The sequence below is a fragment of the Xanthomonas prunicola genome, assembly GCF_025266575.1.
Taxonomy (GTDB): domain Bacteria; phylum Pseudomonadota; class Gammaproteobacteria; order Xanthomonadales; family Xanthomonadaceae; genus Xanthomonas; species Xanthomonas prunicola.
Map to the genome: position 1 here is coordinate 2,000,646 of NZ_CP096142.1, position 20,191 is coordinate 2,020,836.

10 protein-coding genes, 1 other RNA gene and 1 pseudogene are annotated in these 20,191 nt (G+C 62.4%); 4 read left to right on the forward strand and 8 right to left on the reverse strand.

The genetic code is table 11. From position 1 onward, the window contains the following. Positions 1–182 precede the first annotated feature (182 nt). From M0D43_RS08570 to M0D43_RS08595, 6 genes are all read right to left on the reverse strand, one after another. Positions 183–2,612 carry a hypothetical protein gene (locus tag M0D43_RS08570; protein ID WP_260808131.1) on the reverse strand — a complete coding sequence of 810 codons (2,430 nt, stop codon included), beginning with the start codon at positions 2,610–2,612 and terminating at the stop codon, positions 183–185. A 92-nt stretch (positions 2,613–2,704) separates the two neighbouring features. Continuing rightward, entirely contained in the window at positions 2,705–4,882 is a 2,178-nt protein-coding gene (locus tag M0D43_RS08575; protein WP_260808132.1) for a translocation/assembly module TamB domain-containing protein, read from the reverse strand. Between the two features lie 586 nt (positions 4,883–5,468). Beyond that, positions 5,469–6,542 carry a 3-deoxy-7-phosphoheptulonate synthase gene (locus M0D43_RS08580; protein ID WP_260808133.1) on the reverse strand — a complete coding sequence of 358 codons (1,074 nt, stop codon included), beginning with the start codon at positions 6,540–6,542 and terminating at the stop codon, positions 5,469–5,471. 28 nt (positions 6,543–6,570) lie between these two features. After that, the gene (locus M0D43_RS08585; RefSeq protein WP_252164303.1) at positions 6,571–6,780 is read right to left on the reverse strand and encodes a hypothetical protein; all 210 of its coding nucleotides are present in this window, start codon (positions 6,778–6,780) and stop codon (positions 6,571–6,573) included. Between the two features lie 497 nt (positions 6,781–7,277). Next, the gene (locus tag M0D43_RS08590; RefSeq protein WP_260808134.1) at positions 7,278–10,067 is read right to left on the reverse strand and encodes a TonB-dependent receptor plug domain-containing protein; all 2,790 of its coding nucleotides are present in this window, start codon (positions 10,065–10,067) and stop codon (positions 7,278–7,280) included. A gap of 363 nt (positions 10,068–10,430) precedes the next feature. Beyond that, entirely contained in the window at positions 10,431–11,381 is a 951-nt protein-coding gene (locus M0D43_RS08595) for an IS5 family transposase (protein ID WP_260808135.1), read from the reverse strand. 740 nt (positions 11,382–12,121) lie between these two features. On the opposite strand from M0D43_RS08595, the gene xopX (M0D43_RS08600) reads away from it, so the two are divergent. Together xopX (M0D43_RS08600) and xopX (M0D43_RS08605) are read left to right on the forward strand one after the other, a co-directional pair. Then, a complete protein-coding gene (gene xopX, locus M0D43_RS08600) occupies positions 12,122–14,158 on the forward strand; it encodes a XopX family type III secretion system effector (RefSeq protein WP_425510672.1) in 2,037 nt (678 codons plus the stop codon). A 248-nt stretch (positions 14,159–14,406) separates the two neighbouring features. Next, complete coding sequence (gene xopX, locus M0D43_RS08605; RefSeq protein ID WP_252164306.1) at positions 14,407–16,620, forward strand: XopX family type III secretion system effector; 2,214 nt, start codon at positions 14,407–14,409, stop codon at positions 16,618–16,620. Between the two features lie 88 nt (positions 16,621–16,708). On the opposite strand, the gene M0D43_RS08610 is transcribed toward xopX (M0D43_RS08605), so the two are convergent. Then, a non-coding RNA gene (locus tag M0D43_RS08610) (sX9 sRNA) lies at positions 16,709–16,784 on the reverse strand. 71 nt (positions 16,785–16,855) lie between these two features. Next, positions 16,856–17,636: pseudogene (locus M0D43_RS08615) on the reverse strand (IS5 family transposase); the annotation flags it as partial. Here M0D43_RS08615 and M0D43_RS08620 point away from each other — a divergent pair. After that, positions 17,535–17,744, forward strand: coding sequence for a hypothetical protein (locus M0D43_RS08620; protein WP_260808322.1), 210 nt, complete (start codon positions 17,535–17,537; stop codon positions 17,742–17,744). The pseudogene M0D43_RS08615 and the gene M0D43_RS08620 sit on opposite strands and share 102 nt — an antisense overlap. Before the next feature lie 121 nt (positions 17,745–17,865). Beyond that, positions 17,866–20,145, forward strand: coding sequence for a XopX family type III secretion system effector (xopX, locus tag M0D43_RS08625; protein ID WP_252164307.1), 2,280 nt, complete (start codon positions 17,866–17,868; stop codon positions 20,143–20,145). The last annotated feature ends 46 nt before the right edge of the window (positions 20,146–20,191 follow it).

A 20,191-nucleotide genomic window follows, 5' to 3' on the forward strand; every position in this document is an offset into this window, starting at 1 on the left:
CGTTCGGGCAATAAAAAAGCCCGCTTGCAGCGAACTGCCAGCGGACTTTGCTCCCTCCCCCACGTCGGGATGCAGGATCATAGTGCGCGCCCCGAATCCGACTTGCACGCTGCACTGCAAAACAATACTAAGCAGTACAGAACTGGTGCTTTTCCTTCACACCCGTGCACGCGCTCCGGCACTCAGCGCAACAGGTCCGGCTGTGCGCGATACCACTCCTGTGCACGCAGCAGATGCCACTCGGGCACATCGCCGCGCAGGCCCACGGCCGCACTCAGCAGTCCCCAGCGCGCCAGCAGGCTGCCGCTGCGTTGATTGCCCCGCAAACGCAGGCGCGCATCGACCTGAAAGCGTTCGTTACGTGCCTGCAACTGGTCGACGATGACCGTTTCGCCTTGCCAATGCACGCGTGCGGTCACCTGCGCCTGGCCGGCATCCACCAGCTGCAGCATCCAGTTCGGAATCGAACGGTCGCGTGTGTACAACGCCATCAAAAATGCCAGGTCACGCACCTGGATGCGCACACGTCCATCGACACCGACCGGCCCACGCCATTGCATGCGCGTGTCGTCCAGCACGATGCGCGCCCACCAGCCGTCACGATGCTGCCCGTCCGGGCCGGTGAATCCAATATTGCGCAGCTGGATGCTGCTGGCATCCAGACTGAAATTTTCGGCACGTAGATCGCCGCGCTGCAGGCGCAGATCCGCATCCACATCGCCGCGTAATGCCAATCCGGCAAACTGCAGCCGCGCTGCACGCGCACCGATGCGCAAACCGCCTTTGCCGATGCGCCCGCCCGGCTCGATCTGCAAATCGCCGCTGAGCACGCCGTTTCCGCCGTCGAAACGCAGTTGCTGCTGCGGCAGATAGCGGTTGTAGGCGCGTAGATCCGGCACGCGGGCATCAGCGAAAACCAGATGCGCGCGCGTGGCATCGCGCAGGCTGCTCAAGTTGCGCGCATCGGCGCGTGTTTGCAGATCCAGACGTAAATCGCGGCCTTGCACGAACGGGCGCGTGGGTGCGTCGCCATGTGCGATGGAAAACTGCTGCATCTGCAGCGCGAGCGCCGGCAGCAAGTGTCCATTGGCATCGGCATCCACGCGAAGATCTGCACTGGCCTGTCCGGTGATCGCGTGCCCCATGACACCCACGTGTGCCTGCACGTGCGGCACCTGCAGGCGGCTGCCGGCGGCAAGCTGGCCGCGATCGATCTGCACATCGGCATCGACCAGGCCATCGCCTTCCAGCGTGAGCCAATCCACATCCGGAAACAGCGCGGGAATCCAACTCAACGAAGACAGTTGCCAATGCAGCCGTACATGCCCGGAGGTGCGCGGCAACAGGCTGCGCATGGATTGCAATGGCAGTTGCCGGCCTTGCACCCGCAGGTCGGCATCCAGCGTCAGCCCGGCATCGGCCGGCTCGGGCATGCTCACCTGCAAGCGCAGGTTCTGATCGACCTGCAACTGCGCGGTCAGTTCGCCCAGCAACGCGGCTGTTGCGCGCGTGCTGTCGTGCAGCGGCGCGCGCCAGTGCAGTTGGCTACCGGGCTGCAAGGCACCGCGTATCCAGCGCAGTTCACCATCTGCACGCCCCTTGCCGGCACGTGTTGCGACGGTGTGCCGGCCCTGCGCATTGCGGGTGACATCCAGCGCTGCGGTGTCGCCATGCAAGGCGATCAGCGCATCGGTCAATTGCAGCACCGCTCGTCCACTTACCTGATCCGGTGAATGCCGCGCGATGCTGGCTTCGATACGCAGCTGTCCATTGCGCATCACTTCGTGTTCGCCCCAGCGCACACGCGCCGATTCGAATACCGCGCGCGAAGGGAAGATTTCCATCGGCCCGCCACGCAGTTGTTTGAACAGGCCGAGTTGCAACTCGCCCTCACCTTCAATGTGCAGCTCACGCAGCGACACGTCCTGCACCTGATCGGCCACGATGCGGTCGAATTGCAGGGTCCAGGCGGTTGGCGGCGTTGGCGTGCTGGTTTGAACGTCAGCCCGCTGGGCTGACTGCGGGAGTGCAGTCCTCGCAGTCGTTGCGGTGCTTGCGCTCAGATCCTGGCGCGGCGCCCGCGTCACCGCCTTGCCCTCATCTTTTGACGGCGATGTGGGCATGCCGTGGGGTGTTGAAACAGCAGGCGTCGCAGCGACATTCTTCGGCCGAGCACCGGCTGCCGGCGTCGAGCGCTGCACCGCCACCGGCAATCGATTCGCCGCGCCTTCCGGTGCCGCGACCGCAGCCTGCATGCCGCCACGCACGCCGCGCGCATGCAACTCGGGCACCAGCAGTTGCCGGTGCACCAATGGCAGCAAGCGAATCTGCCCGCTAATCCTCTGCGCACTCACATTCCAGTTCATACGCGTCGAATGGCCTTGCAGATCGACCTTCCACAGCACCACACGCCCAGGCCACCAGGTCAGCCCCGTGCCCCATTGCATCGTGAACTTCTCGGGCGAGCGGTTCAGCGCAGCCGGGCCGAGCGGTGTGTTGAGCAATAGATTGCCCACCAGCAAATAGCCTGCGTACAGCGTGATCAGCGCAAATACCGGCCAACGCAGTGCGCGCGGCAAGGCGCGCCAGCGGGCACGAACAGGCATCGTCATGACGGCAGGCTCCTGAAGACCGCGCACGCGGCATGCGCAGTGTGCCAAGTCTGCCGTGAGCAGGGCGCGGCGCTATCGCGACGACAACCGCATCACTTGGTTTTGGAGACCGCAGGCAACAACCCAGGTTGCGCGTCATACCACTCGCGCGCGCCGGCCAGATGCCATTGCCGCTGCTTGCCATCAAGCTCGATGCCGGCACCAAGCACGCCCCAGCGCAGATACAGATCGCCGCGCCGCTGCGCATCGTTCAAGGCCAGCCGCGCGCGCAGCGACAGACGCGCATTTTCCGCATGCAGGTCGTCGACCAGCAACTGCTGCTTGCGCCAACGTACCCGGCCGGTGGCATCCAGTTCGCCCGAATCCAGCAAGCCGAGTACCCAGCGCGGATAGTCGGCGCGCTGCGCGAACACCGACAGCAGCGGCGCGATATCGCGCATACGAATGGCCCCATCGGCATCCACCTGGAACGGTGCGTCGGCCTGGATGGTGCCGGCATCAACCTGCAGTTCACCCCACCAGTTGGCATCGTTGCCGTCGTCGCCCACGCGCATATTGCGTAGGCGTATGCGCGTACCGCTAAGGTCGAAGAACTTGTTCTTGAAGTCTGCGCGTTGCAGTGTTGCCTGCAGCTCGGCATCGCCGCGCATCTGCACGCCGGCCAATGCCAGATGCGCGCCTTGGCCGCGCAGATGCGCATGCCCGTTGCCGACATCGCCGGACGCATTGAGCGCCACATCGCCAGTCAGGCTGCCGCTGCCACCGAGCAGGCGCACGTTGTTGCCGGGCAGATAGCGGTTATAGACGGTGAGATCAGGCACACGCGCATCGCTGAAACGCAGCTGCGCCTTGAGCGTGTCACTCAAGCGGGCCAGCTCGGCATCGCCATGCATGGCCAGCTGCAGATCGCGGCCATCCAGCAACAGGTGTTTGGGCGCATCGCGCGGCGCCGCCTTGAAGGTGGGAATGGTCACATCCAGATGCGCCTGCGGGGTGGCGGCATCGTCGATGCGCCCGTGCGCCCTGGCGATACCGGTCAGTCGCGTGTCCAACACCTGCGCCGCCGCCTCGACGCGCGGGATATCCAGCGTGCTGCCGCTGGTGAGTCGCCCCTGAGCAAGGCGTAGATCCGCCTCGACCAGGCCGCCGCCTTCCAGCTGAAACCAGGGCTTGCGCACGAATAGCTCGGCAATCCAGTTCAAGGACTCAAACTTCCAACGCCCGCGCACCTGACCCGACATGCGCGGCAGCACCTGTGCCGGCTGTTCGAACGGAATGCTGCGTCCGGCGATGCGCAGATCGGCGTGCAGTTCGCTGCCGGTCTTCTCATCGCGCGGCAGCCGCGCCTGCACGCGGATGTCCTGCGCCACATCCAGCTGCAGCGCGAGCATTCCGCGATCGGTAGCGCCGACGCCTGCCAGCAACGGCAGCCGCCACACCGCACGGCTGCCCGGACTCAGCGCGCCACCGTCCAGGCGGATATCGGCCTCCACCCGCGCCGCCGAGGGTCCGCTGCTGACGTCCACGTGCGGCGCGCCGGTATCGATCTTCAGCGCCACGGTATTGGCCTTCAACCGCAGCCGCGCACGGGTGATGGCGAGTTTGCGCAAGCCGGGGGCCTGGTCGCGGTAATGGCGCGGGAACTGGAACTGCGCGTCCAACTGCGCACCATTGAACACCTGCACTCCGTCGTAGCTGACTACTGCATCGGTAAAGCCCGCTTCGGACGGAAACAGTTCCGACGGCCCGCCCTTGAGTTGCTTCAGGAAACCCACCTTGCCGTGTCCTTGCCCGGCGATCAGCAATTTGCCCAGACGCGCACTGCGGATGCTGTTGCTGGTGATCGCATCGAAGCGCAAGGTCCAGCCCTGGTCACCACGTGGCGGCGGAGGAATCGGCGTATCGGACGTTTCCACTTCCGCGCTCACGCCGGTGGCGTGCAGCCAAGGCAAACGCACTTCGCGCCGAAACAAGGCCAGCAGGGCAATCCGTGCATGCGCGCGGTCGGCATGGAAGACGTACACGGTGCGGTTGGCCTGCCCGCGCATGCGCACGTTCCAGGCGATGACCTCGCCCGGGAACAACGTCAGCGCTGGGCCGGTCTGCATGGTGAACTTGTGCGGCTGCCGGTTGGTGCTGACGTCGAACAGCGGGGTATTGAGATAGAGGTTGCCGGCCAGCAGATACAGCGCGTACAGCGCCAACACCACGACCACTGCACGACGCCACGGCCGTGGCCAGCGCTGGAAGCGATCGCGAAGTGAGGGCATGGGCACAGGCAGGAAAGAGTCTGCCGCCACTATCGCGGTTGTGCCGACCGCGACGCGTGAATACGGCTGTTGCCGTTGCGGGGATTGGCGGTAGAGCTTGGCGATTGACGAGCGGCCAATCGCGATTGCAGCAGGATCGCATCCCGGTCAATGCGTGCACTGGTGCTGTGCTGAATATCCGGCATCAACGGCGCGTGCGTTTAACGCTTCTCACACTTCATTGCTGCCGCCGACATGCAGCGACATCGCAAGGTCACGCGCTGGGCGGATAACGTGATTGCCCGCTCGCTTGAAGTGAGAGGAAGGCTCTCTCCCCCTCCTTCCACGGAGCGAAACGGGCCATCACTCGGTGGTGTCCAATCCGTCGGGCCGGCTCCCTGCGCCGGCCCGACGTTCTCGGTCTGCTGCGGTCATCAGCGCGCTCTCACTCGCGCGCTGCTCGATGTCCTCACCGCAGCGCCGGTGGACGGTGCGAACGAGGACGCGCTGCAAGCCAGCCAACGCGCTGCCTCGTCATCACTGGCCGTTGGCGATGCGCCATGCAGCATCAGCAAGCGTTGCCGCCGCTGATGATGCAGTCTGCAACTCACGCAGCCTCGGCAATCCGTCGCGCACGGCGCGCGCGCACTGCTGTCGCCAGACGTTCCAGCACCTGGACCGAGGCATCCCAGCCGATGCAGCCGTCGGTGATGCTCTGCCCGTAGGTCAGCGCACACCCCGGCACCAATTCCTGGCGCCCACCGACCAGGTGGCTCTCCACCATCACGCCGACGATGCGCGTTTCGCCTGCTTCCAGCTGACGGCTGATGTCGTCGATCACTTTGGGCTGATTCTCAGGATTTTTGCTGCTATTGGCGTGGCTGGCGTCGATCATCAGGCGTGCCGGCAAGCCGGATGTGTTGAGCACCTGGCTGGCCGCTTCCACATTGGCCGCATCGAAGTTGGGCTGCTTGCCGCCGCGCAGGATCACGTGGCAATCCGGGTTGCCTGCGGTCGCGGCCACGGCGGTATGTCCGTCCTTGGTCACGGCAAGGAAATGATGCGGGTGCGAGGCCGCACCCACCGCGTCCACCGCAATCTTGACGTCGCCGCAGGTGCCGTTCTTGAAGCCCACCGGGCACGACAAGCCCGAGGCCATCTCGCGGTGCACCTGGCTTTCGGTGGTGCGCGCGCCGATCGCGCCCCAGGCCACCAGGTCGGCGATGTATTGCGGCGAGATGATGTCGAGGAATTCCACACCGGCCGGCAGGCCGAGGTTGTTGATGTCGCGCAGCAGACCGCGCGCCACCCGCAGGCCCTTGTTGATCTGGAAGCTGCCGTCCAGATCCGGGTCGTTGATCAAGCCCTTCCAGCCGATGGTGGTGCGCGGCTTTTCGAAGTAGACCCGCATCACGATTTCGAGCGCGTCGCCAAACTGCTCGCGCAGCGGGCGCAGGCGGTGCGCGTACTCCATGGCCGCGACCGGATCGTGGATCGAGCAGGGCCCGATCACCACCGCCAAGCGGTCGTCACGGCCATGCAGGATCTCGTGCAGCGCGGCACGCGAATTGGTCACGGTTTCGGAGGCACGCTCGTCGCAGGGCAGCAGCGACAGCAGCTGCGAGGGCGGGGCAAGGGCTTCGATCTTGCGGATACGCAGGTCATCGGTCACAGGCGGCATAACTAGTGTCTCGGTGGGCGGTGTTGCATCAGGGAGCCAGGCGCGGCGGCAACAAAAAAGCCGCCAGTGTGCGCTGGCGGCTTTTCGGGAATGCTGCTGAAGTCTCCTTCAGGGTGAGCGCAATCCGTCCTCCGCCAGCGGCATCGGAAAACCGTAGTACCAAAAATAAAACTGGCTGCGGGGTGCGTTCATGAGATGCATTGATACCACGCACTTTTGCGTGTTGCCACTGTTTCATCGGCAACGGACCGGGCGCAGGTTTGGGCAAACGTCCTGTGCCGCCGCTGGCAGACACGCACATCGAAGCGCAATGACCGTTGAAGCGGTGATTTCGGCACAGGGTGCAGGGCCGATAACCCACTGCTGGGTGGCGACATCGCTGGAGCCAATCGTCTCGATGCGACCAATCAATGAAGCAGTGATTTAACGGCTTGCCTCAATAGATTTCACGGCACACCAGGAACATCGCCATCTCGAAAGGCCGCGTATGTTTCGGCACGGCACCAGCGATCTACCGGGTGCATTGCGACCACGCCGCCAACTCAACAGATACATCTCAGTGCCGAACGTGGCGTCGTACGACGCCACGGCACATGTGGCCGAGCGCCCATGTTGGCTTCGCTGATAGCTGCGATCGCCACCGCGATTGCAGACTCTTCCGCGCCGTTGCAACACCGGCATATGGCACCCGCACACCACCACACCAACCGTGACGTGCGGATGCGCTGCGATCACTCAGAACGTAAACACATACTCAGCCGCCACTTCGCGGCCGATCGGATTGAACAACGTGGTGTTGTAGAAGCCGTAACCATAGAAACGTTCCTTATGGTCGTAGCCCACTTCGTTGAAGACGTTGTTGATATAGAAATTGACCTTGGCGTGGTCGGTGATCTTGTAACCGGTGCTCAGGTTCCAGTAGATCGCCGGGCCCACACGGCCGAAGTAGCGCTTGCTGGTTTCGCCCAGGTGCACGTTGGCGGTATCGGTGACCAGGCACGCATCGGAGGCGCTGGGTTGATAGCCGTCGTCGAAGCGTTCGCAGGTGCCCCAGTTGACGGCGCGCATCGAGCCAATCCGGCGAAAGTAGACGGTCCAGTCCCAGGCACCACCGTTGTCCCAATGCACGCTGCCGCGCAAGCGGCTGCGCACACGTTCGTCGCGACGGTTTTCGTCGCTGTCGGTGCGATAGATCCGTTCGCGATAGGCGATCAGATTGTTGTAGTCCAGCGATAACTGGAAATTGCCCCAACCAGCGGTGGCCAGACGATACTTCAACGCCGCATCGATGCCGGAGGTTTCCATCTGCGCCAGGTTGATCGGGCCGCGCTCGATACTGGCGATGGTGCCGTCGGCATTGCGGCTCACGCGTGAGGTGATGGTGTCGCAATAGCCCGCGCCGCCCGGATTGTTCCAGGTGCCGCCGCTGATGGTGGTGCCGGTGCGGCAGCCAGCTTCGGCCGACAGGATCTCATCACGGTCCAGATCCTTAATCATGTCCTCCAGCTGGATGCGGTAGTAATCCACGCTCAACGACAGGCCTTGCGCGATGTCCCACACCACGCCACCGGTGAACGAGCGGCCGGTTTCCGAGCGTAGATCCGGGGTACCGCGACGATTGACATCCACGGTGTAGTAGATGTTGTTGTTCTCGTCGTTGCAGCCGCCGGTCAGGTACGCGCCCGACGAAATGCAGCGGTACTGATCGATCACCGTCTGATTGGTGGAACTGGGCTCGCCCAGCACGTAATGCATGTCCGGCGCGCGGAAACTGGTGGCCACCGTGCTGCGCACCAGCAGGCTTTCCACCGGCCGCCATTCCAGACCTGCACTCCAGGTGGTGTCGCTCTGCGTGCCCACATCCGTGGGGATGGCAGCCGAAGAACGGTAATTGCCGTAGCGGTCGTAGCGACCTGCCACGTTCGCGCTCAACGTGGAGAGCAACGGAATCTGGAACTCCAAACCCGCCGAACTGCGCATGCGTTCGCCGCCACCGCTGTCCACCACGTCCACCGGGTAGCACTCGTTGGCGCACGGGTCGGGCGAGAGTTGATAGCCCTGCTTTGCGACTTCGGCCACGGTGGCGAAGCGGATCGGCCCGGCCCAGCCCTGCACCACATCGCCGCTCACGCTGAAGCTGGCTTGATTGACCCACGAATACGCCGAGTTGTGCGACTTGGCGACCAGGGCGTCGTATTGGTCCGCCGACAGTGGCGTGTACAAGCGCGCTTCGTTGATCGCATAGATCGGCGTGCCATCGGCCGCGGTGCCGAGGGAGCTGCCGAGAAAGTCGTCGGTGGCGCGCGCGGTATCCACGGTGCGAATGTATTCGTCCACGGTGTAACGCGAACGGCCGACGCTCAATTCCCAATCGAAACGGTCGGACCACACGCCGCGCAAGCCGGCGCTCAGATCCCAGGATTGTTCCTTGTTGTAGTTGGCCAGCCGGTCCCAGCCGCCGGCTTCACGCCGGGTGAGCTGGCGGATCAGGTTCAACGAGCGGCCGGTGGCCGCGTCCTGGAACGGGCCCAGATAGGCGTAAGGCGGGTCGTAGGTCCAGCGGCCGATACTGCGATTGGCCGATAGCGTGGCCCAGGCTTCGGTGTGTTCGCCGAACTTCCAGGTCCCGTAGAGATACGCCGAATAATCCTCGCTGCCGGTGACCAGCCCCCAGTCGCCGTAATCGTGTGCCACGCCGCAGTAACTGCCGGCGTTGGTGAGCGCGCCGGTGTTTTGGTTGTAGCTCAGTCGCTGCCCGTCGATGAACTCACCGCCGAAGCGCGCGCAGGTACCGGCCGGTGGCGCCAGGCGCTGGTTGGTATTGGCGTCGATCAGACTCAGACCGGTGAATGGGTTGAAGCCGTACAGGCGGTTCTGCCCTGTCCAGTTGGAATAGGACATGTCGTCCGAATCGTCCATTTTGGGGCGATCGCGTCCGCTCAGCGGGTCGCGCTTGGTGGCCTGCAGGGCGTAGGTCAGGCTCCAGTTCTCGCCGGTGCGCCCGCCGGCCCACGACACGTCGAAACTATCGCGTCCACCTTCGGTCGCGGTGCCACCGCGCAACCGCACCTGGTCGCCCTGATAGTCGCGCTTGAGGATCACGTTGATTACGCCGGCCACGGCATCGGAGCCGTAGATCGCCGACGCACCGCCGGTGAGGATGTCGATGCGCTCCACGGCTGCGGAGGGAATATTGCTGTAGTTGGAGAAGTTGCTTTCGCCGCCGTAGGGCAGCGGGTAATCGGCCACGCGATGGCCGTTCACCAGCAACAGGGTGCGGCCCGGCCCCAGATCGCGCAGATTGATCGGCGAGGCATTGGGCGTGTGCGAGCCCCACTGCGTATCGGCTTCCACCGAGCCCTGCTGATTCATGCTGTTGAGCACGTCGTAGACGGTGGCGAAGCCTTCCTGCTGGATCTGCTGCGCGCTGATGGTGACCACCGGTTGCGCGCCTTCGACCTGCGCGCGCTTGATGCGCGAGCCGGTGACAATAACTTCGCCCAGATCTGTGGTTTGTTGCGCCATCGCCGGTGGAGTGCAATGAAGCCCGGTCACGGTGCAGAACGCGAGAAGGGCCCGTTGGTAACGGTGCATGCTGGAGTCCCCGATGCAGGTTGAGAAAAGAGACGTCGTCGATCACGGCATCCCCAGTGCGCGCATGGCCCCCTGCCTCACGTGCCCAATAAAACTGCTATGCAGCGACAAGGCTGTCAATACGCTGGGCAACGGCCCGACATCCCTAAGGACGCTCTGAACAACGCGGCCTGAGAGCACGGAATGTCGCATCGCTCCGGAGAGTCGCGTTTGCATCTTCGGATTTCTCGCCATTTCTGGCGCTTTCCGTGGGAATTCCACGGATCACAGGCGCACGCTCCCCATCGCAGGCAGTCACTGCTTTCGCTTCATCCACAGATTGGAGAGCGCAAACAAGGTCAGCACCTGTGCCGTGTTCTTGGCGAAGCCGCGATAGCGGACCTTGGTGTAGCCGAACTGGCGCTTGATCACCCGGAATGGATGCTCCACCCTCGCGCGCACGCTGGCCTTGAAGGGTTCCCAACGCTGTTCCCGAGCACGCTCGCGTTTGTTGCAGATGCCTTGCATCGTCGAGGGCCTGGCGGCGATGAAGAAGGCAGCTTCGCAGTCGTGCAGTTCGTCGCGTTTGTCCGCCCCGGTGTAGCCGCCGTCGCCGAACACGCTGTCTTCTTTGCCATGCAGCAACGTGTGCGTCACCGTGACATCGGCGACGTTGGCCGCTGTGCAATGGACGTGGTGCACCAGCCCGGAAAACGCATCCACGCCGATGTGCGCCTTCATCCCGAAATACCACTGATTGCCCTTCTTGGTCTGATGCATCTCAGGGTCGCGCGCGCGATCGGCATTGTTGGTCGAACTGGGCGCAGCGATCAGCGTCGCATCGACGATCGTGCCCGACTGCGGGCTCTGACCCTGGCGCGCCAGATGCGCGTTGACCGCTTCCAGCATCCGTCCGGCAAGGCCATGGGTCTCCAGCAAGCGCCGAAAGTTCAAAATCGTGGTCTCCTCGGGAATGTCGTCCAAGCCACCGAGCTGGGCAAAGCGCCGCGAGGTCGGGATCTCGTGCAGCGCTTCTTCCATCGCCGGATCGCTCAACGCATACCACTGCTGCAGCAAATGAATCCGCAACATCGTCGCCAGGGCGTATGGCTGTCGACCAGGGCGCCCCGACACCGGATAGTGCGCCGCGATCAGCCCGAGCAAGTGCGGCCACGGAACGACCTGCTCCATCTCGGCCAGAAAGATCTCGCGCCGGGTCTGCTTGCGCTTGCCCAAGCCTTCAGCGTCACCGAACGTCAGTTGCATGGATATTCTTCACTGTGTGGCACTGGTGTCGCGCCTCTGCCGTGGTTTGTTCAGAAGTTCCCTAGGCCTCGCATTGCTAATGCGTAAGGCAGTGAAAGCCGCAGACAGCAGTGACCGGCTACTCGGCGGGATAAGGGCGTTTGATGACCGTTTCGCAATATCTGGCGCGAGCGAACGACTTGATCGCGTTCAGCGACTCCGCTTCATCAGCACTTTTATGGTGCAGACCGACCCGATAAAGCATGCACATGCGGCTGGCACGGTACGGCGAGCAGACAACTTGCACCAATTCCGATAATGACCACCTGATTTTGGTGCGAATTTCCCCACGTCGGTGCAAAACCCGGCGGCGCTACGCCGTGCGCTAGTAGAGAGCCGGCTTCGGCGAAATTGATTCATAGGCAGACCCAGGTAATCGATCCCCAGCACCGCGCAGAATTAGCGACGAATCATCTTGCATGCACGGCAAGGTGTAGGGAATCCATAAAGTGCAGGACGTCCAGCATGCCGCTCTGTGCACAGATATGTCTGAATTGGTAAAGGCATAGAACAGAAACGGCTTTCACAAGAGACACGATGCGTACCTCGTCAAGGGCCTGCCATCGCAGTGCTTGGGCACGAGAAAAATCCATTACTCGCTTCTCTTGGAAGTCGCAAATTTCGCTTATCAACCAAAGGTGGTCGAGCTTGCTCCGATTATAACGAAGCGTCATGTAACTCCCTTTTTCAACGAGCCAGCAATGGAGCGTAGTCATATGCACAAGCCGTCTATATCGTCTGCACCTTTCTCATCGTCCGTGCCCCCGATTTCCGTCGAGAGCGAGCCCGCACTCCCGACGACGGTCGCCCAGGGCCTGCCCCCCCCTTCCCAGGAAAACTCCGAGCTTGCTCCTCTTAGTCCCCGACCAATCAGGTCGTCTTCTCAAGCATCCTCCGTACAGGCCCAGTCGACCCTGACCGATGGAGCATCCCCAAGCCTCCTTTCCAGAGCCCGCTCCAGTGCCGCTAATGGCATGCAGAAGCTCACCAGTTCGTTGTCCTCGGGCGCGGCCAATCTTTACTCGCTTGTGGATCTGCGCACGATGCTACAAATACACGCACACGACCCCGAGTTCCTGGCGATTCTGCACGGGGAAGACCTAGAGCAGCCGATGCAGCATACCTTGGCATCGTGCCGGCAACAGATAGCCGAACTCGAAGACCTCATCACGCCTACGCGGGCGCCGGGTCTGACCGAGCATCACCGCAAGCAGTTACTGAGCGACATCAAGGCAGTGAAAGACGCCCTTCAGCCGCTAGGTCATAGCGCACCTAAGGCGATCCGAGCCTTGAAATCGATCGGCAACCTAGTCAATTTATGGCCCGTGCTGGTTCCAAGCCCACTGCTCGCCAAGCAGGCGAAAACCTTCGCCTTCACGATGTCTACCGCCACCAAGGGCGTGCTCGCCGTTTCGATGTCCGCACTGCGCCCCACCGCTGACGGGTACCCATTTGTGTTCTTCAATGGCCAACTGGGTCGCGATGCGAACGAATGGCACCTCTACAACGGCCTGATCAACACGCTTTTTCTGGGCAACGAACTTGCGAAGAACAAATTCGGCAATGAAAGCTCCAAGAAGCAAGCCGCGGCGGTAGGCGACAGCATCGGCTACGGCGCCAGCGTATCGGTGACATTTACAGCCATCATGCTGACTCCGTTCCTGTGGAGCAGCCTCAGCAAACTCGGCAACAAGGTTCTGGACCAGACAGCAGGCCTGAGGGCGAGTCTCGCGCAGTCGGCTGGCCTGAATAACGCAGCGCAAAGCGTGCGCAACCGACTGACCCCATCCCGGATCAGTGAGGAACTGCGTGCGCAGCTGCAGGATATCCGCGCGCATCTGGACGCCTCAAGCGATGCGTTCAAACAGGCGCGCCGGGATTTTGTCGGCGACCCAAGCGGAAAGGAATTGACCAGAACAGTCAATGGACAATGCACGCATCTGCTGGAGACGCTGGACAGGTGCAGCAAACGTCTGGCAAGCACGCTGCAGCTCGAAGGCAACCAGACATCGAGTCTCCCACGTGAACTGCACAGCCATGATTTTTCCTCCAAGTTGGCGTTGATGATACTGGCCACCACCGTGACCGGTTCCACCGTGTACTTCGTGCAACCGGATCGACTGGGCACGCTTAATCTGTTGAGCGATACCATGATCGTGACGGCGGTGATGGCACAGTCGGCGTGGAACAGGCTGGCCACACGTCAAGACGCCATGGACCGCTTCAAAGCGATGTGCGGAGGCAGCATGGTCATCGCGCTTGCGTTAGGTGCAGACAAACTGTCCAAGGTACTGAACGACGAGAGTCTGATCGAGGGGGCGCCCAACGCACAGTTCTATGCTGGGGCCATCATGTCGCTGATGGCGGTCACCATGCCGGGACCGATCGCACGCGGCGCAGAGCTGGCGATGAACTGGGTAGGAAGTAGCCTGTTGCGACGCTTTACCGGCCCGGACGGGACCGAACTCGCGACACGGACGCCCACGTCTTTCGAGGACATGCAGGAGCACATGCAAGCCACCGCCCAATATGTAGAAGGCCTTGACCCAGAGCAACGGGAGGACTACGCCAGGAGGGTCGGCGAGAACGTTGCCCTAGCGATCCAGGCAGCAGCGAGCCAAACGCCGCCGCAGGCACCACAGAGCAGTGTGACCATTACCGAGATAGAAGAGACCGGGTCCGCCGCCATGCCTGAGCATTCCTCGGCCACAGACGCGGACCGACCACGCCCCAAGTAAGCACCTTCAGGATGCGCCGGATCTAAAAGCAGAACGGATGCGGGTGCCAAGCCGGGTAGCAGGCATCCGCTCCGCTATTGTGCCGTATTGGCATGAAGATATGAAAAAAGATGCATAAAACATGCGGCCACTGCTTCTTTCTGCAGCGCAGCGTTTCGTGCCATCGCTTGGGAGCGGGCGGACCCTGTTCGGATCATGACAGCACGCAGAAGTGAATATTTGCTGCTTACCTCACCAGGAACCAAGTCATGAAGATCCAACAGCCAACGACAGCACACTCTTCTTCGGCGGACACGTTACACGAGCAGGTGTCTGCCGAAAGCGGCGGCGAGATACAACCACCGGCATCGCCGCAGGCGATGCCGGTCTCAGCCGCCCTGGCTGCACTTCCCTCTCGCCCTGCCAGCACCTTCGCTGGCAGGGCAGCAAGCCACGCACCGAACGCGGAGCCAGCGCCACCCCAGCCGCCTCGTTCCGCCACTGCTACGCAATCGACCGCCAGAGGGCTCGTCGCACGCGCGGGTTCGGCATTGGCAAGCGGCACACAGCACGCCACTGCCGCGGTGTCGCAGGCAGCCTCGGATCTATGGTCACTCTCTGATCTACGCACCATGCTGCAGGTCCACGCGAGCGATCCTGCATTCCTGCAGTTGGTGCGTCATGCCGATCCCGAACAGCTTGCTCCCCAGAGCCTAGCGCATTTTCGCGCAGCAACGACGCAGCTACGCAATGCGGTCACACAGGCACCCGGACTGGAAAAGCGATTCCGTCATCAGTTGCTTGGCGACATCACGGCGGTGGAAAAAGCGCTGCGCCCGTTGGAGCAAGGCGTACCTGTGACCCGGCGGGCATTGACTGCGCTGTCCAATCTGGTGAATTTCTGGCCCTTGATCGTACCAAGCCCGCTCATGGCGAACCAGGCCAAGACATTTGCCTACTCACTTTCGGCCGCCACAAAGGGCGTGGTGGCGATGTCGATGGCGTCACTGCGCCCAACCGCCGATGGCCTTCCCTTTCCAATCATCGGGGGAGGCCAGCTGGGACGTGATGCCAATGAAATGTATCTGTACGCCTATCTTCTCAATGGTGCGTTCCTGGGATTCGAAATCACCAAGAAGACCCACAATGACGCGGCGCGACATCAAGCCGAAGCGATAGAAAACAACCTGGGTTTTGCAGCAGCCGCATCGACAGCCTGCGCAGCGCTGATGCTCACCCCCTTTATTTGGAATAGCATCAGCACCCTTTGCAATCGGGTGTATAGCCAGGCATCGCACATAAGCGCAAGCGCTGCGCAAAGTCTCGGATTCCAGGACCGCGCGCAGCGGCTGCGTGCCGGCGTGTCCCCCGGGGAGATCAGCATGCAACTGCGCGCGCAGCTCGACGAGATTGTTGCAGCGCTACTCAACGGCCGCGATGCATTCAAACAGGCACGCGACAACTTCGGTTCTAGCCATGGGCACGAGCTCACAAGCACGCTAAATGGCCAATGCACGCATTTATTGGAGACAGTCGATCGCTGCTGCAAGCGCCTGAGCGGAGCGCTCCAGCATGACCAGCATCAGCCTGCATCGATTCCACCACCGCTGCACAACAACGATTTCTCCTCCAAACTATCGTTGGCCTTGCTGGGTGCTGGGGTGACCGGGCTGGTGATCTATCTGATTCAACCGGACCGGATCGGCACCGTGGATACCCTGGCAGATACCGCAGTCGTGACAGCAGTAATGCTGCAGTCGGCATTCAATAAGAACACGAACCGGCAGGGCTCAATGGAGCGCTTCAAGAGCATGTGTGGCGGAAGCATGGTCGTTGCAATGGCGCTTGGTGCCGACAAGCTCTCCAAGACCCTCGCCGACAGAAGCCTGATCGAAGCATCCTCCGCATCGCCGTACTACGCAGCAGCGGTCATGACGCTGATGGCCATGACAATGCCCGGCCCGGTTGCCAACGGTGCAGAGTTAGCGATGAACTGGAGTGGGCGGCAGATCGGCCGGTTGTTCGCTGGGCCCGATGGCACGCCGCTCGCCACCACTCTCCCTTCCTCTCCGGAGGAGCTGCAGGAAACGACGCATCGCACGTTGCGGTACCTGCTCCAGCTTTCGCCGGCGCATCGACAGATTTACGAGGAGCAGACTGTTGCAAACGCCGCGCTACAAGCGATCCAGGATGCTGGTGCGGCGGCGCAGCCACGCGCCAGCAGCGTCACCATCACCGAAGTCGAAGATGGCACCGGCGCCGCTACGGGGCCACGCGTGCCGACGGAGGCCGGCGGCACAATGGAGCATGGGACGGTCCGGGATGCCGGTACCCACGCGCCGGGCGGATCTAATCGCGGTATCGGCGACGAGATCGAAGAACAGAGCGATGCCACTGTGTCCGCTTCGGCGAATAACGCTGGCAGCGTGCGCGCCTATGAGCCGGGGGACACCACCGCTGGCCACCCATCGGATCACCACTGAAACTGCAACACATGGCCAGCAAGTGCGCATTGCCAAGCTGGGTGAATAGGTAACAATCCGGGCGATGCATCCTGGTTAGCCTTAGAGCGGCTAACAAAACGTAGCGAGCAGTTGCCAGGTGGGTGTGAACGGCGCGCAGGAACCGGAGCGTACGCGTGGTACATGAGGATTCCGAGCACCGGCCGCGCCCGCCTGGCGGCTGCATCGTAGTTTTGTTAGCTGCTCTTAGAGCCGCTAACAACCAAGGCGGAAGCAGTACGCAGCTGATGGCGCAAGCAAGCGAGGGCAGCGCCAAGTGGATATCGATGCAGCGTTCAAAGCGGATGCGCAGTTTGGTCATGCCCGCGAACCAGGCATGCGTACGCTCGACAATCCAGCGATGACGGCATAATCGGTCATTGCGCCCGATTCCCTTGGCTGCAATCGGCGCGACGATGCCACGCTGCTTGAGGAAGTCGCGACAACGTTCGATGTCGTCGGCTTGTCGGCATGCAGTTTGCGAGTCCAGCGTTGCGGACGCCCTGGTTTTCTGAAGATTGCAGGCAACGCATCCGGCAGCTCCTCCAACGCGACCGAGTCGTGCCAATTGGCGTCGGTGACGCACGCAGCCAAGGCACGCCGTTGCGATCGACGATCAGATGTCGTTTGCTGCCGGGTTTGCCGCGATCGGTCGGATTTGACCCAGTATGTGATTCCCTCCGGGGGGCGCCACACTGGCGGCGTCCAGACGTGCTGACTCAGACCTGGCGTCTGGCCGCGTCGTAACTCGTCCGGCGATACCTGATGCAGGCGCTGCCGCACACCGGCCTGCTGCCAATCACGCAACCGGCGCCAGCAGGTCATGCCGCTGCATAACCCACTTCCAACGACATATCCTCCCAAAGCGCGAACGTACGCAACACATAGACGCTGCCATGGAGGACTTGCCGATCACCGATATGCGGCCGTCGCAGCGTTGGGCGAACGCTTCATTGCAGAATCAGTGGCTCGATGCGCTTGCACAGCGCAATGGGGATCTATTTGCGATGTGTCATGCCCGCAATTTTATCAACGACGAGGCACTATTCAGGGGGGGTAGCAGCCCTTTAATAATCCAGGAAAATTACATGAAAGAGCTGCTGTGAAAACACTCGTTGTTTCTCATGACAGCGCAACATTTCGCATCAAGCGCGCATCGATATGGCGTCTGTTCGAATCATGGTCACGCGCCGCAGCCCGGCCACTCCCTAACGAGGAAACCACGTCATGAGGATTCAACCACAGCACGCTGCCGAATCGTCATCCCCCAGCGCTACATCACACGAGCAGACGCACCCCGGCGTGGCGGGACAGACATCCGCATCACCGCCAGAGACACCGGTCGCGGCGCCGTTGGCGGCCCTGTCTCCCCGTCGACGCGCAAGCACCTCCGCTGCCGCCACTACAAGTCACGGGACCGTGGCAGAGCCATCCTCCAACGAAACGCCACCGGCGGCCACGCCGGCACCATCGACCGAAACAGGACTGCTCGCGCGCGCGCGCTCAGCACTGGCAACCGGCACGCAATACACGACCGATGCGCTATCGCACGCAGCCTCCGGCCTGTGGTCGATCTCAGATCTGCGCACCATGCTGCAGGTACACGCGAGCGACCCCGCATTCTTGCAAATGGTGCGGCAGCTCGATCAAGAGCAGACCGCGCCCCATAGCCTGGCGCGTTTGCGTGCAGCCATGACACAGCTACGCGGGGCCGTCGCAAACACTGAAAACGGACTGGAAGAGCGCTTCCGTAACGCCTTCCTGAGCGACATCAAAGCGGTAGAAGACGCACTGCATCCGCTGGAGCACGGAACGCCGGCAGCCGGTCGTGCGCTGAAGGCACTGCTCAACTTGGCAAATGCCTGGCCAATGCTCGTGCCAAGCCCGTTCATGGCGAATCAGGCCAAGACGTTTGCGTATTCGCTTGCACTCGCCGCCAGGAGTGTCTTGATGTTGTCGGCATCCACACTACGCCCTACCGCCGATGGCCTCCCCATCCCGATCGTTGGGGGTGGGCAGCTGGGGCGCGACGCCAACGAGCTGCATCTGTATGCCTACCTGCTTAATGGTTTGTTCCTGCCATTCGAAATCACCAAGAAAACCCACAATCACGCTGCGATACATCAAGCCGAAGCAGTGGAAAACAACATGGGGTTTGGCGCAGCCGCCGCAACGGCGTGCGCGGCGATAATGGTCACCCCCTTTCTCTGGAGCAGCATTAGCGCATTGGGTCATCGGGCGCGCGACCAGGCGTCAAGGTTGCGCGCGAGCGCTGCGCAACAATTTGGCTTCACCGACTACGCGCAGCGGACGCGCGCCGGCATGACCCCCGGCCAGATCAGCGTGGAACTACGCACGCAGCTCGACCAGATCGCAACCGTGCTGCTCAACGGCCGGGATGCATTTCAACAGGTGCGCCGAGACTTCACCGGCCCGGGCCAGGGGCATGAACTCACCCGTACACTCAATGCCCAGTGCACCCATCTGCTGGAGACACTCGATCGTTGCTGCCAGCGCCTGAGCACTGCGCTGCAGCACGACCAGGGCCGGTCTGAGTCGATTCCACGGCAGCTGTCCAACGATGACGTTGCCTCCAAATTGTCGTTGGCCTTGCTGGGTACTGCAGTGACCGGTTCGGCGATTTACCTGATTCAGCCGGACCGGATCGGGACGGTGGATACGCTGGCAGATACCGCGGTCGTGGCGACGGTGATGTTGCAGTCGGCTTTCAACAAGAATGCGAACCGGCAGGACGCGATGGAGCGTTTCAAGGCCATGTGCGGCGGCAGCATGGTGATTGCCATGGCACTTACTGCCGAAAAACTGACCAAGACCTTCGCCGACCGGAGCCTGATCGAAGCGTCGTCCACCTCGCCTTACTATGCGGGTGCGATCATGTCACTGATGGCGATGACGATGCCCGGGCCGGTCGCCAACGCCACCGAGTCGGCGATGAACTGGGGTGGACGGCAGATCGGCCGGTTGTTCACCGGGCCCGACGGCACGCAACTCGCAACCACCGTTGCTTCCACGCCGGAGGAGCTGCAGGAAACGACGCATCGCACGTTGCAGTATCTGCTGCAGCTGTCGCCGGAGCACTTGCAGGCTTACGAAGAGCACGTCGCTCCAGACGCCGCGCTGCAGGCGATCCAGGACGCCAGCGCCGCGCCGCGGCCGAGCACCAGCCGCGTCACCATCACCGAGATCGAGGAGGATGGCAGCGTTGCTGCGCCCATCGAAGCAACACCGGACAACCGTCCGCCACAACCGTCGACCAGCGCTGACGCAACAGCGCCGACCACCGCCGAGTCGGAAGCTTCTACGCAGACAATCCCGCTGCGGACGCCGCAGGATGCCGATGCCGTGTCGCTCGCGCGCCCCACCGTCGGCGAGAGCGACAAAGACAGCGATGTTGCCGAGTCCAGCGCACAGACAACCCTCGACGATGCGCTGGCGCCCTCGACCCGCGATGACGCGACAGTCGGCCGTCCTTCGACGCTGCATTGACGCTGCAAGACAGGCACGCGCAGCTGCACGCCGATGGCCCCGCCTC